Annotated in this window: 9 protein-coding genes; 2 read left to right on the plus strand and 7 right to left on the minus strand. The window is 74.4% G+C overall.

Features of this window, described 5'->3' with window-relative positions; genetic code table 11:
* Window positions 1-39 precede the first annotated feature (39 nt).
* From ABZ854_RS28225 to ftsE, 3 genes are all read right to left on the minus strand, one after another.
* Window positions 40-1,254 (minus strand): S41 family peptidase, encoded by a 1,215-nt coding sequence (locus ABZ854_RS28225; protein WP_361215932.1) that lies wholly within the window; start codon window positions 1,252-1,254, stop codon window positions 40-42.
* A gap of 67 nt (window positions 1,255-1,321) precedes the next feature.
* On the minus strand, window positions 1,322-2,239 hold the full coding sequence (gene ftsX / locus ABZ854_RS28230; protein WP_129308857.1) for a permease-like cell division protein FtsX: 918 nt from the start codon (window positions 2,237-2,239) through the stop codon (window positions 1,322-1,324).
* Window positions 2,240-2,298: 59 nt separating this feature from the next.
* The gene (gene ftsE, locus ABZ854_RS28235; protein ID WP_129308856.1) at window positions 2,299-2,988 is read right to left on the minus strand and encodes a cell division ATP-binding protein FtsE; all 690 of its coding nucleotides are present in this window, start codon (window positions 2,986-2,988) and stop codon (window positions 2,299-2,301) included.
* 238 nt (window positions 2,989-3,226) lie between these two features.
* Here ftsE and ABZ854_RS28240 point away from each other — a divergent pair, with 238 nt between their 5' ends.
* Complete coding sequence (locus ABZ854_RS28240) at window positions 3,227-3,418, plus strand: hypothetical protein (protein ID WP_129308855.1); 192 nt, start codon at window positions 3,227-3,229, stop codon at window positions 3,416-3,418.
* Window positions 3,419-3,514: 96 nt separating this feature from the next.
* On the opposite strand, the gene ABZ854_RS28245 is transcribed toward ABZ854_RS28240, so the two are convergent.
* The 4 genes from ABZ854_RS28245 to ABZ854_RS28260 form a co-directional block, all read right to left on the minus strand.
* Window positions 3,515-4,420 (minus strand): hypothetical protein, encoded by a 906-nt coding sequence (locus tag ABZ854_RS28245; RefSeq protein ID WP_361215936.1) that lies wholly within the window; start codon window positions 4,418-4,420, stop codon window positions 3,515-3,517.
* A gap of 318 nt (window positions 4,421-4,738) precedes the next feature.
* On the minus strand, window positions 4,739-5,845 hold the full coding sequence (gene prfB, locus ABZ854_RS28250) for a peptide chain release factor 2 (RefSeq protein WP_129308853.1): 1,107 nt from the start codon (window positions 5,843-5,845) through the stop codon (window positions 4,739-4,741).
* Window positions 5,846-5,933: 88 nt separating this feature from the next.
* Window positions 5,934-7,175, minus strand: coding sequence for a serine/threonine-protein kinase (locus tag ABZ854_RS28255; RefSeq protein ID WP_361215940.1), 1,242 nt, complete (start codon window positions 7,173-7,175; stop codon window positions 5,934-5,936).
* A gap of 196 nt (window positions 7,176-7,371) precedes the next feature.
* Window positions 7,372-9,084: a protein kinase gene (locus ABZ854_RS28260; RefSeq protein WP_361215942.1), complete on the minus strand. Its 1,713-nt coding sequence runs from the start codon at window positions 9,082-9,084 to the stop codon at window positions 7,372-7,374.
* 432 nt (window positions 9,085-9,516) lie between these two features.
* Here ABZ854_RS28260 and ABZ854_RS28265 point away from each other — a divergent pair, with 432 nt between their 5' ends.
* The gene (locus ABZ854_RS28265; protein ID WP_361215945.1) at window positions 9,517-13,896 is read left to right on the plus strand and encodes an FtsK/SpoIIIE domain-containing protein; all 4,380 of its coding nucleotides are present in this window, start codon (window positions 9,517-9,519) and stop codon (window positions 13,894-13,896) included.
* The last annotated feature ends 28 nt before the right edge of the window (window positions 13,897-13,924 follow it).

The following is a 13,924-nucleotide window of genomic DNA, read 5'->3' on the forward strand; positions in this document are numbered from 1 at the left end:
GGGCCACCGGATGCGCTACGACGGTCGCCCAGGCCCGCGCTACGACGGGTCGCCCAGCCCCGTGAGGACCCGTTCCGCCCGCTCCAGCGCCTCGGGGCCCGGTGCGACCTCCAGGTCCGGGGTGATGCCCCGGCCGTCGACGGCGTGGCCGGACGGGGTGCGGTAGTGGCCGACGGTCAGCTCGGCGACCGATCCGTCGGGCAGGTCGGTCGGCATCTGGATGGAGCCCTTGCCGAAGGTGCGGGAACCGATGACGACGGCGCGCCCCCGGTCCTGGAGGGCGCCGGTGAGCATCTCGGCCGCGCTCATCGTGCCGCCGTCGACGAGGGCGACCAGGGGCCGGGCGGTGTCGCCGCCGGGGTCGGCGTGCAGGGAGCGCTGGGTGCCGTCGATGTCGTACGTGGCGACGAGGCCGCCGTCGAGGAAGGCGGAGGCGGCGGCGGTCGCCTCGGTGACCAGGCCGCCGGAGTTGCCGCGCAGGTCCAGGATGATCCCGGCGCCGGCCGGGGCCCGGCGGACGGCGGCGCGGACGGTGTCGCCGACGCCCTTGGTGAAGGCGGACACCTTGATCACGGTGACCTGGCCCGACAGCCTGCGGACGGTCACGGAGTCGGTCGACAGGCGGGCCCGGCGCAGCGTCTCGCTCCACGCGCGCGTGCCGCGCTGAAGGCCGACGGTGACGGTGGTCCCGGCCGCGGCGTCGTCGGCGTCGCCGCGGAGCAGGGCGACAGTCTCGGTGACGGGCCGGCCCTCGACCCGGGTGCCGTCGACGCTGCGCAGCCGGTCGCCCGCGCGGATGCCGGCGTCCGCGGCGGGCGAGCCGGACTGCACCTTGCTGACCTCGATACGGCCGTCCCGCCCGCGCCGCGCCCACAGGCCGACGCCGGTGTACTCGCCGTCGAGGGCCTCCTGGAACTCCTGGTACTCGCCCTGGGAGTACACGGCGCCCCAGCGGTCGCCGCTGCGGCTGACGGCCCGTTCGGCGGCTTCCATGGGGGACTTGCCGTCGGCCATGGCCTCGGCGGCGGCTTTCTGGACGGCCTCGTGCCGGGCGGTCGTACGGACGGGTCCGGAGGCCGTGCGGGCCGATCCGGTGGCGGACGTGTGTCCGGCGGCGCCCGTCCGGCCCTCCGCGGCGGTGTCCGGGAAGGAGCCGGTGGCGGCCCCGGCGACGAGGACGCCGACGAAGACCAGGGTCAGGGCTGCCCCGCGGTGGGCACGGCGGGGCGGACAGAGGGGGTCACGGCCTGACATGGCGGTGAGTCTAGGACAACGCGGAGGGCCGTACGCACGGTTGACCGTACGGCCCTCTTGGCGTGCGTCACACCTTCAGGTACTTGCGCAACGCGAAGAACGCTGCCAGCGCGGGCATCAGCACGCTCGTCGCGAGGATCAGCGGGAGCTTGGTCAACACCGCTTCCCAGCCTACGAAGTTGATCAGCGTCAGCTTGCTGGACAGGGCCATGCCGTGGTCGATCGTGAAGTACCGGCCGACGACGAGGAAAACGCAGGCGAGGCCGCCGCCGATGAGCCCGGCGACCGCGGCCTCGGCGATGAACGGCGCCTGGATGTAGAAGCCCGAGGCACCGACCAGGCGCATGATCCCGGTTTCGCGCCGCCGGCTGAACGCGGACACGCGCACGGTGTTGACGATCAGCAGCAGCGCGACGACGAGCATCAGCGCCATCACGCCGAGCGCCGCCCGGTTCATGAGGTTGAGCAGCCCGAAGAGGTTGTCCAGGATGCCCTTCTGGTCCTGCACGGACTGCACGCCGTCACGCCCGTTGAAGGCGGTGGCGATCACCTGGTACTTCTGCGGGTCCTTGAGCTTGATCCGGTACGACTCCTGCATCTGGTCCGGCGTGAGGGAGCTGGCCAGCGGGGAGTTGCCGAACTGCTCCTTGTAGTGCTTGTACGCCTGGTCCTGCGATTCGTACGACACCTTCTCGACGATGCTCATCTTGTGCAGGTCGGAGAGGATCTGCTTCTTCTGGTCCTCGGTGACCGCGCCCTTGGCGCAGTTGGCGTCCGACTGGGCGTCGTGCTTGTTGCACAGGAAGATCGAGACGTTGACCTTGTCGTACCAGTAGCCCTTCATGGTGCTCACCTGGTCGCTCATCAGCAGGGAGCCGCCGAACAGGGCCAGGGACAGGGCGACGGAGACGATGACCGCGAAGGTCATCGTCAGATTGCGGCGGAGACCGACTCCGATCTCCGACAGGACGAACTGGGCGCGCATGGCGTCTGGTCAAGCCTTTCCGTCGTGAACGTGCTTCACTGCGTGCTTCAGTGCGTTCTTCAGTGCTGGTAGCCGTAGACGCCGCGGGCCTGGTCGCGGACGAGGCGGCCCTTCTCCAGCTCGATGACGCGCTTGCGCATCTGGTCCACGATGTTCTGGTCGTGCGTCGCCATGATGACGGTGGTGCCCGTCCGGTTGATGCGGTCGAGCAGCTTCATGATGCCGACGGAGGTCTGCGGGTCGAGGTTGCCGGTGGGCTCGTCGGCGATCAGCAGCTTGGGCCGGTTGACGAAGGCCCGCGCGATGGCGACGCGCTGCTGCTCGCCGCCGGACAGCTCGCCCGGCCTGCGGTCCTCCTTGCCGCCGAGTCCGACGAGGTCGAGGACCTGCGGCACGGACTTGCGGATCTCGCCCTTGGACTTGCCGATGACCTCCTGGGCGAAGGCGACGTTCTCGGCGACCGTCTTGTTGGGCAGCAGCCGGAAGTCCTGGAACACCGTCCCGAGCTGGCGGCGCATCTGCGGCACCTTCCAGTTGGACAGGCGCGCGAGGTCCTTGCCGAGCACGTGCACCTGGCCGTGGCTGCACCGCTCCTCACGGAGGACGAGCCGCAGGAAGGTGGACTTTCCGGAGCCGGAGGACCCCACCAGGAACACGAACTCGCCCTTCTCCACCTCCAGGGAGACATCCCTGAGGGCTGGGCGGGTCTGTTTGGGGTAGACCTTGGAGACGTTGTCGAATCGGATCACGGATGCACCACGGGTCGCCGGGGGTAGATGAGCGTGACCATACGCGACCCGGGCGCGCAAGCGCAGGGCCCTACCGGGTTCCGGGTGGCTTGTGCGCTTTTGTGCAGCGGCTTGTGGTACCGGCCCTTTGACGGGGCCCCGCGCACGCTCCGGGGGAACCTGGCACAGTGGTAAGGGGAACGTTCTCGTTCCCGCAGACGTTGTTGTGTGTGATGGCCGGTGCGAGGAGGGCGAGCGCATGACGTACGACCGGTTGGTGTGCGCGAACTGCGCGGCGCCCGTGAGTGAGGGCCGGTGCCCGGTGTGCCGTGCCAACCGCGAGCGGCTGCAGCAGGAGGGCTTCTTCGCCGGGCTGAACCCCGCTGCGCTGATCGCGCTGCTCGCGGTGCTGATCGCCGCGGTGGTGCTGCTGGCGCACCAGACCGTCTGACGAGGGTCCCCACAGACAGGCCGAAGGGCCCGGAGCGTGAGGCTCCGGGCCCTTCGTCGTGCCTGGTGAGTACGTTCCGTACCCGTGGGGCTACGGTCAGGCCGCAGCGCCGCCCCGGCCGGCCGCGAGACGCGGCAGCACGCGGAAGCCGATGCCGCCGGCGATCATCGTGGCCGCGCCGATGAGCAGGAACGCGGTCTGACCGGCACCGGTCTCGGCGAGCTGCTTGTCACCGCCCTTGGCCGTGGTGTCGGAGCCGGTGTCGGTGAGGGCCGAGGAGCCCTGCTCCTGCGGGACGGTGTTGTTGCCGCCGCCGTCGGGAGTGGTACCGCCGTTGGTGCTGGAACCGCCGCCGGTGGAGTTCCCACCGGCCGTGCCGTGGTCGCCGCCGGTGCCGTTGCCACCGGAGTTGCCGTGGTCGCCGCCCGCACCGTTACCGCCGGAATTACCACCGGACGAGCCGTTCCCACCGGTCGTGGAGGGGTCGCCACCCGTGGTGGACGGGTCCCCACCGGTCGTGGAGGGGTCCCCACCCGTGGTCGAGGGGTCGCCACCGGTCGTGGACGGGTCGCCACCCGTGGTGGACGGGTCCCCGCCGGTCGTGGACGGGTCGCCACCCGTGGTGGACGGGTCCCCGCCGGTCGTCGAGGGGTCCCCACCCGTGGTGGACGGGTCGCCACCGGTCGTGGACGGGTCGCCACCCGTGGTGGACGGGTCCCCGCCGGTCGTGGACGGGTCGCCACCCGTGGTGGACGGGTCCCCACCGGTCGTCGAGGGGTCCCCACCCGTGGTGGACGGGTCGCCACCCGTAGTGGTGCAGATGCCGACCGGGCAAGGATCACCGGGGTCGTTCGGCCCGGTCTTCGCGTCCACCGTGATCGGGCCCAGCTGGACATTCGCGTCCATCGCCGAGGCCGCACCCGCCGCCGTCAGCGAGGCGCCGGCCGCGATGACCGCGCCGGCGGCTATGCGCGCGACCCGGACGCGCGTCTTCTTCGTCATATGGTTGCTACCCCCAGTAGCTGGTCGTCAATGAGGCCGCGCGCAGGGTGTGCCGTGATCGACGGAGGCAGCTGACGGATTCGGACGTCGACGTCCGAGCCGTTCCTCTCCCCCGGTTCACATGCACCCCGGAAATGCGCATGCCACGCTCACCCTTGCCCATGGGTCAAAGGCACGTCAAGGCCGTTCCGAGTGCAATGTCCAATGGAGTGGCGTTTGCCGGGACTTACAGCCTGTGAGTGTGATGTAAAACCCAGACAAATGACAACTGCCGCCTCAGGGGCGGCAGTTGTCATGTCGACAAAGATATTCGACCGGTTACTTCTCCTGCTGCTTGCGCCAGCGAATTCCGGCTTCCAGGAACCCGTCGATCTCACCGTTGAACACGGCCTCCGGGTTGCCGACTTCGTGCTCGGTGCGCAGGTCCTTGACCATCTGGTACGGGTGCAGGACGTACGAACGCATCTGGTTGCCCCAGGAGTTGCCGCCGTCGCCCTTGAGGGCGTCCATCTTGGCCTGCTCCTCCTGGCGGCGCCGCTCCAGCAGCTTGGCCTGGAGGACGTTCATCGCGGTCGCCTTGTTCTGGATCTGCGACCGCTCGTTCTGGCAGGAGACGACGATGCCGGTGGGGAGGTGGGTCAGGCGCACCGCGGAGTCGGTGGTGTTGACGCCCTGGCCGCCGGGGCCGGAGGAGCGGTACACGTCGACCCGCAGCTCGGACTCGTCGATCTCGATGTGGTCGGTCTGCTCGACGACCGGCAGCACCTCGACGCCCGCGAAGGACGTCTGGCGGCGGCCCTGGTTGTCGAAGGGCGAGATGCGGACCAGGCGGTGCGTGCCCTGCTCGACGGAGAGGGTGCCGTAGGCGTAGGGCGCCTGGACGGCGAAGGTGGTGGACTTGATGCCCGCCTCCTCCGCGTACGACGTCTCGTACACCTCGGTCTTGTAGCCGCGCTGCTCCGCCCAGCGCAGGTACATGCGCTGGAGCTTCTCGGCGAAGTCGGCGGCGTCGACGCCACCGGCCTCGGCGCGGATGTTGACGAGGGCCTCGCGGGCGTCGTACTCGCCGCTGAGCAGGGTGCGGACCTCCATCTCGTCCAGCGCCTTGCGCACGGCGGCCAGCTCGGACTCGGCCTCGGCGCGGGTGTCCGGGTCGTCCTCCTCCTCGGCCATCTCGAAGAGCACGGCGAGATCGTCGATCCGGCCGCGCAGCGCCTCCGCCTTCCTGACCTCGGCCTGGAGGTGGGAGAGCCTGCTGGTGATCTTCTGTGCCTCGTCCGGGTTGTCCCACAGGGAGGGCACCGCGGCCTGCTCCTCGAGCACGGCGATTTGGGCCCTCAGCCCATCGAGGTCCAGGACGGCCTCGATCGACTCCATGGTCGAGGAGAGGGACTTCAGCTCTTCGGATACATCGACGACTGCCACGCCTCCAGCGTAACGGCTCCGCCGGGCGGCGAGGGCAGGGCCGCCCGGCGAGACCGGCGGAGGCCGTACGCCGCCCGCACCGCCCGGCTCAGGGGGTCGACGAGGAGGACGAGGAGTTCGTGCCGTCGGGGGGCGAGCCGCCGTCGTCGCCGGACAGGGCCGCCCAGGTCCCGGCTCCGATGGCCGCCGCGAGGACCACTCCGGCCACGCCCAGGGTGATCCGGCGGCGCCGGGCCTGGGCGCGGTGCCGGGCCGAGCCGGGTCGGGGGGCGCCGGCGGGGCGGGGGACGCGGGCGGTGCCGCGCGCGCCGCCGGCCAGCTCGTCGGGGGCGGGCACCCGCATCGAGGTGTGGGTGTCGCGGTTGGAGTCCGGCTTGGCGCCCGGGACGAGGGAGACCGCGCCCCGGCGTCGTACCTGCTCGGCGGAAGCGGCGGGCGCCGTGGCCTCGTCGGTGCCGTCCTCGGCGAGTTCCGGGTCCGGCTCGTCCACGTCGAGCGGGGGCATGCCGGCGAGCGTGGGGAGCTGCTCGCGCAGCCGGGCGCCGAGTTCCGAGGCGCGCAGCCGGGAGGCCGGGGCCTTGGCGAGGCACTGCACGATCAGCTGCCACAGCTCGTCGGGGATGCCGGGCAGGGGCGCGACGGTCTCGGTGACGTGCCGGCGCAGAACGGCTCCGGGGTGGCCGCCGCCGAAGGGGGTGAAGCCGGCGAGGAGTTCGTAGAGGACCGTGGCGAGGGCGTAGATGTCGACGGCGGCGCGGGGCGGCAGGCCCTCGACGATCTCGGGGGCCAGGTAGTCCGGCGTGCCGATGATCTTCGTGGCGCGGGTGCGCTTCGGGGAGTCGATCAGTTTGGCCACGCCGAAGTCGGTGAGCAGCGCGGGGTGGGCGCCGCCGGGGCCGAGGGGGCCCTGCATGTCGAGGAGCACGTTCTCCGGCTTGACGTCCCGGTGGACGACGCCGGCCGCGTGGGCCGCGGCGAGGGCGTCGGCGATGTCGGCGACGACGGCGACGGCGGCCTCGGGGGCGAGGCGCCGCTCGCGCTCCAGGCGGGTGCGCAGGTCGGTGCCGCGGACCAGGTCCATGACGAGGGCCAGGTCGTTGCCGTCGACGACCAGGTCGCGCACGGAGACGATGCGCGGGTGCTCCAGGCCGAGCAGGGCGGTGCGCTCCTGGACGAAGCGCCCGACGAGTTCCTGGTCGGAGGCGAGGTCCTCGCGCAGCAGCTTGACGGCGACGGGGCCGTCCGGTCCCTCGCCCAGCCACACCGTGCCGGCGCTGCCCCGCCCCAGGATCTGGTTCGCGGTGTACCGGCTGCCGATCTTCCGTGCCAAGGCTGCTCCCACAGACGCGTGTTGTCGTTGCTGCGTCATTCCGGGGCGCCGGCGTCAACCGCTGACACCGCGTGCCCCCGGGCCCCGGCCGACGGACCGGGAACCCCGGTCGACAAAACTACGCGCCGAAAGAGCCAACCTTCACCGCGGAGACGGAAATCACCCGCTGGATGTCGACAAATCCCCAACCCTGCGGTCAGTTGCCGGTGGCGCTGCCGATGTCCTTGACCCAGCCGGACACGGTGTGGACGAGGTTGCGCACCTCGTGCCAGTAGCCCCTGCCCTCGCCGACCCAGGTGTGCAGCGGGGTCAGTTCCCAGATCAGCCAGCTGGCGACGATCAGGATGACGATCGTGAACAGGCAGCCCTTGAGGCAGCCGAGGCCCGGGATCTTCATCGGGTTGGCGCTGCGCTGCCGCGGCGCCCGGGGCTCGCGCACGGGACGCTGGGGCTCCGGGGCGGGGGGCGCGTACCGCTGGGGCTGCTGCTGCGGGGCGTACGGCTGGGGCTGCTGCTGCGGGTAGCCGTACCCGGCCGGCGGGCGCTGGTGGGCGCCGCGCGGCTGCGGCTGCTGGGCGCGTCCCTGCGGGGCCTGGCGGGGCTGCTGCTGGGGGCGGGCGACCTGCCGCTGGGGGCGGCGGCGCAGCGGGTCCTCGTCCGGGTCGAGGTACTGGATCTGGGTCTGCTCGTTGCGGTCGCGGGCGGCGCGCAGCTGGGTCTGCCACGGGTGCGGCTGCTCGGGCTGCCCCGGCTGGCCGTACGGATCGTGCTGACCCTGCTGTCCGGGGGCGCCCTGCGGCATCGGCGGCATGACGGCCGTCGGGTCGGCGGCGCCGGTGTTCGGCAGGACGGCGGTGGGGTCGGCGGCGCCGGCCGGGCCGCCGGTGTGCGGCAGGAAGCTGGTGGCGGCGTTCGGGTCGTACGACCCCTGGGGCGCGCCGGTGGGCAGCACCTGGGTGGGGTCGGCGGCGCCGGGCACTCCCGGGACGGCGGCGGGGGCCGGGTCGGGGGCGAGCAGGGCGCCCACGCCCTCGGCGGCGGCGATCTGCGCGGGGTTGGCGTGCACGCCGACGCCCTCGGCGACGACGCGCAACCCGCGCGCGAGGTTCTCGGCGCTGGGCCGTTCCTCCGGGTTCTTGCGCAGGCAGCGTTCTATGACCGTCCACAGCGGGTCGGGGACGGTGGAGGGGCGGCGCGGCTCGGCGCTGAGGTGCTGGTGCAGGACTTCGAGCGCGCTGCCGCCGGAGAACGGGGGGCGGCCGGTGACCAGCTCGTACATCAGGATGCCGGCACCGTAGATGTCGACGGCCGAGGTCTGCGGGCGGCCCTCGGCGGACTCCGGGGCGACGTACGCGGGCGTGCCGACGAACTCGTGGGTGCGGGTCAGGCCCGGGGAGTCGGCGAGGCGGGCGATGCCGAAGTCGGTCAGCATCGGGTGCATCTGGCCGCTGTCCTGGTTGAGCAGGACGTTCGCGGGCTTCAGGTCGCGGTGGACGACGCCGTCGGCGTGGCTCGCGGCGAGGGCGTCGGCGATCTGGGCGGTCAGCAGGGCGGCGGCGACCGGGGTGAAGGGGCCGTTCTCGCGCAGGTAGCGGTGCAGGTCGGGGCCGTCGACCAGGTCCATGACGAGGGCGAGCAGGTCACCCTCGACGACCAGGTCGCGGACCCGGACGACGTTCGGGTGGGTGAGGCGCAGCAGGACGGAGCGCTCCCGCAGGAAGCGCATCACGATGTCGGGGTCGCTCGCCAGCTCCTCTTTGAGGACCTTGATCGCGACCGTCTCGCCGGGCTGGCCGGCCACGGCCGCCTCGGCGCCCGCGGTCTCTCGCTGGCGGGCTCGCCAGACGGTCCCGGTGGCGCCGCGTCCGAGCGGCTCCTCCAGGAGGTACTTGCTGCCTACCGGCCGCACGTGCGCTCCCTGCTCGCTTGCTGGTGTTCCGAGTGTTCCCGGGTGTTCCGCCCCACTGTAGTGCCGCTACAAAAGGCACTACGTAAGCGTTCCGGTCCCCGTTCGACCGAAGTCCGGCCGAACGATCGGGGGCGGGACGAAGGAAAGTTTCGAAGGAAAGACGCGTACCCCGGTCCCGTGGTTGCCGAGGAGTGGACGTGACCGATCTCAAGTGATCGCCGGGACGGTCCTCGTCAGGCATTTTTGGGGGCAGAGCTGACCAAACAAGATCACTTGTTCCGGGGGCGCGGGCGTGTTGTCAGTGACAGGTGCGAGGATGCGGGGAGTACTGGCCGACGTGCTCGTGCGGCGGTGGGGGAAGCCTGCGGCGGGGACCGCTGGGCGGCTTCGTCCCCGCGGGGCGGGTTCGCGCAGAAGGGACCGCTGACGGCGATGCAGATCCGGCTGACCGTCGTAGACCCGCTGGGCCCGTCTCCGCAGCGGGGGCGTGCCGCGAGCCGCGACGTGCTGGTCACGGCGCCCACGGGCACGGACCTGGCCGCGGTGGCGTCGGCGCTGGCCTCGGCGGTCACCGGGGACGCGGGCGCGGGCCGGGAGTCCTCGGGCGCGGCGGTCGTGCTGTACGCGGGCGCGGAGCGGCTGGACGCCCGCCGGTGTGTGCTGGGCGAGCCGCCGCTGGTCGACGGGGCCGTGCTGGCCCTGGGCGCCCCGGCCGCCCCCGAGCCGCATCCCGAGCTGGACGACGCGCCGACCCAGCTGCACGTGGTCGCGGGGCCGGACGCGGGCGGGGTCCATCTGCTGCACGGCGGCCGGGTCACGGTGGGCCGCTCCGCCGAGGCCGACGTCCCGCTGGACGACCCCGACGTCTCCCGCCTGCACTGCGCGGTCACCGTCTCGACCGACGGCCGTGTCGCGGTCGCCGACCTGAACTCCACGAACGGCACGGTCCTCGCGGGCGCGCGCGTCGGCGACCACCCGGTCCGCTTCCCCGCGGGGGCCCTCCTGAGGGTCGGAGAGTCGACCTTGAGGCTTACGCCGTCCGGGGGTCCGGGGGCACGGATCCTGGGGGTACCGGACGGAGAGGGGTGCGTGCGCGTCGGGGCCGAGACGGCAGAGGCTCCCGGCGGGGACATGGACGCGCGGGCGGCCGAGGCGATCGGCGGGCCGGGCCCGGCGGGGAGTGCCGGTGGCGGGCACGCGCGCGTGGAGCGGGGCGCCGGTGCCGGGGCGGCCGGTGCCGGTGGCGTGCCGTACGGATACGACCGTGAGGGTTCCGGGGCGGCCGGTGCCGGCGGCGGGCACCACGCGTACGGCGGTGACGGGGGCCGTGGGGGCCGGGAGGCGGCCGCCGCATCGGGCGGCCAGGAGCACCGGCGTACGGCGCGGCCGGTGGTGCCGGAGCAGGCCGGGGCGCCGGGGATCGAGAACCGGGGGCCCCGGGGGGCGGCGGAAGGCGTGGATCCCGAGGGCGGGGACACGCACGGCGGCCGGTTCGGAGTGGCGGGTGGCCCGGCCCGTACGGCGGCGGAGGAAGGCGGACGCGCGCCGGACGGCCGCAAGGGCACCCCGCTCAGGGGAACCGACGTGCCGCCCGGAGTGCGGCGCAGGGGCGGACTCGGAGCGTGGGCGCGGCGGCTGGCCGGCGGTCGAGGGGAGCAGCCGGCGGCCGTTCCGGAGGCATTCGGCGAGGAGGGCGGCGGTGCGGCCGGCGCCCCAGTCGCGGGCGTACCGCAGCAGCCGGAGGCCTGGCCCGACCCGGCCGCGGTGCTGCTGACGGCGCTGGGTCCCGGTCCCCGGCTGTGGGAGCGGACGCCGGGTCATCCGGAGACGCTGACCGTGCGGCTCGGTACGGCGGACCGGAGCGCGCCGGACGGGTCGGGGCTGCTGCCGGCCGTGCCGGTCACCGCCGGCCTCCGTGAGGCGGGCGCGCTAGGTCTGGCCGGTCCGCGTCCCCGGCTGTCCGGGCTGGCCCGCGCGGTGCTGGCCCAGCTGGCCGCGCTGCACTCCCCCGACCAGCTGGAGATCGTGCTGATCAGCGCGGACCGGGCGCGGCCGGTGGCGGAGCGCACGGCCGAGTGGTCGTGGCTGGGCTGGCTGCCGCACGTCCGTCCGGCCCACGGCCAGGACTGTCGGCTGCTGCTGGCCTACGACCGCGAACAGGCGGCGGCCCGCGCGGAGGAACTGCTGCGCCGGGTCGAGGCCCACGCGGCGACGGGCCGGACCGCGGCCCACCCGGGCCCCTCCCGGCTCCCCGCGCCGTCGAGCCCGGCGGGCCGGTCCGGCGGCCGGCCCTCCGACGACGGGCAGAGTCCGGCGGGCCACATCACACCGGCGGACGCCGCTCCGCGAAGCGTCCACCCCACCCCTCCGCCGCATACCCTCTCCGGCACCGGCCGGCCGGGCCACGGCGCCGCGGAGGGCTCCGCACCGCAGGACGGCCGCACCGGCGCGGCATGGTCCACGGGCCCTGCCTCCCCGGCCACCGGCGCCCCGGCCGGCCTTCGCCACCAGGACCACGGCCCCGCGGACCACTCGACGCCGCCGGGCGGACGCGGCAACCCCAGCGCCGGCCGAACCGCTGACGCTGCCCCGCCGGCTCCGGGTGTTCCCGGACCTTGGGCCGGCCCGGGGCACGAGGGCTACGCCGGGCGCGAGGACCATGCCGGTGCGGAGGGCGCACCGGGAGCGGAGGACACGGCCCGGCCGGGCCGGGGCGCCGAGTCGGTCCGGCGGACCGGGCCGGGGACCGGCGAGCCGGGCGGGGCCGGGCGGTCCGGCCACATGGGCGCCGAGGGCGGCGCACCGCCTCGCGGGACCACCGGCCACGGCGCCGCCGGCCATAGCGCCGCCGACCGGGGCGGGCCCTCGGTGCCGGGCGGCCCCGGTGGCGCGGCGGTGGACTGGGCCGGGCCCACGGGCGTGGCAGGGGGTGCTGAGGGCCCTTCGAGGGCGGGCGCTTCCGCCCCGGGTGGCTCGCCGTCCGGTGGCTCGGTCGAGCATGCCCGTAGCGCCACCGGTGCTGGTGCGTCCGCCGTGCCGGATCAGGCGGGCGGGGACGCCTGGGCGGCTCCGGGCCCCGGCGCGGGGCCGGCGGGACGCGGTGGTGCCGGGTTCGCGGTGCCGGACGACGGCGGCCGTCGGCCTTCGTGGGCGCGTGCCGATGCCGGGGTGGACGGGGGTGGCGGGTTTTCGGGGCCGTACACGGTGGTCGTCGTGGACGGGGATCCCGGTGGGGGCGCGCTGCGGGACGTCCTCGGGCGGCTGGCCGTGGCCGGGCCCCGGGCCGGGGTGCACGTGCTGTGTCTCGCCGAGACGGCGCCCTCGTCCCCCGACTCGCCGGTGGCGCAGACGTACGAGGCGGCCTGCGCCGTCGTGCCCACGTTCCGGCACTGCGGTGCCGTCGCGCTGCTGGGCGGCGACGTCGCCACCGCGCTGCATCTGATGCGCGTCGCCCCGAGCGGTCTTTTGGGTCCGGGGACGCTCGCCTCCGTGGACGCCGTGTCCGGTGCCTGGGCCGAGCGGGTCGCGCGGGCGCTGGCGCCGCTGCGGCCGGACGGCGCCCCCGGGGAGCGGCACGCGCGCGTGGCGGCGCCGTTGCCGCAGTCGGCGCGGCTGCTGGACGAGTTGGGGCTCGCGCGGGCCACCCCGGCCTCGCTGATGGCCCGTTGGGCGGACGCGGGCGACGACACGGAGTCGCTGGGCGGCCGGGCCTGGGCGGTGCTCGGCGCCGGGGCGCACGGTCCGCTGGTCGCCGACCTGGTGGCCGAGGGACCGCACCTGCTGATCGAGGGGCCGCCCGGCAGCGGCCGTACGGAGCTGCTGCGGGCCGTGGTGGCCTCGCTGGCCGCCGCCGAGCGGCCGGACCGGCTGGGCATGGTGCTCATAGACGGCCGGGACGGCATCGGTGCCGGTGCCGGACGCGGCGGCGAGGGGCTGCGGGTCTGTACGGACATACCGCATGTGACGACCCATCTGATCGCCAACGACCCCGTGCGGATGCGAGAGTTCGCGCAGTCGCTGAGCGCGGAGCTGAAGCGGCGCGCGGAGCTGCTGGGCCGTTCCGACTTCGCCCAGTGGCATGCGGGGCGCGAGGTGTCGGGCCGGATCGTCGCCCAGCGCCGGCCGGTGGGACGCCCGGGCACGGCGGCCGGTGACGGCGCCGGGGCTGTGGGTGGGGCGGACGGGACCGGCGCGCTGGACGGTGGCGTGGCCGGGGCCGGTGACCTTGAGGCGGCGCCCAGTTCCACGATGCGGCTGCGGCCCGGCGCCGCGGCCCGGCGGAGCGCGGCCGTGGTGCCGCCGCTGCCCCGGCTCGTGGTGGTCGCCGACGACCTGGACGCGCTGGTCTCCCCCGCGCTCGGCTCGCCGGGCCGGCCCGCCGCCGGATCGGTGCTGCGGGCGCTGGAAGCGGTGGCCCGGGACGGCGCGCGACTGGGCGTGCACCTGGTGGCGGCGGCCGGTGTGGGCGGTCGTACGGCCGAGACGGAGCCGGCGCGGAGGGCCACCCTGCGCGTCGTCCTGGACGCGCCGGCCTCCGGGCCGGACGAGCCCGCGCCCGGGCGGGGCCGGCTCGCCCACGCCGACGGACGGCAGAGCGGGTTCCAGTCCGGCCGGGTGACGGGCCGTATCCCACGCACCGCGACCCAACGGCCCACGGTGGTCCCGCTGGAGTGGCAGCGCATGGGCGACCCGCCGACCCGCCGGCCGGTGCGGGAACTGGGCAACGGCCCCACCGACCTGGCCCTGCTGGCCAGCGCCGTGGAACGGGCGGCCCGCGAGGTCTCGGCGACGACAGCGGCCTCGCTCCTCTGACCGGGAGGCGCGGGCCCGCTGCCGTACA

This window comes from Streptomyces sp. NPDC047028, assembly GCF_040644095.1.
Taxonomy (GTDB): Bacteria; Actinomycetota; Actinomycetes; order Streptomycetales; family Streptomycetaceae; genus Streptomyces.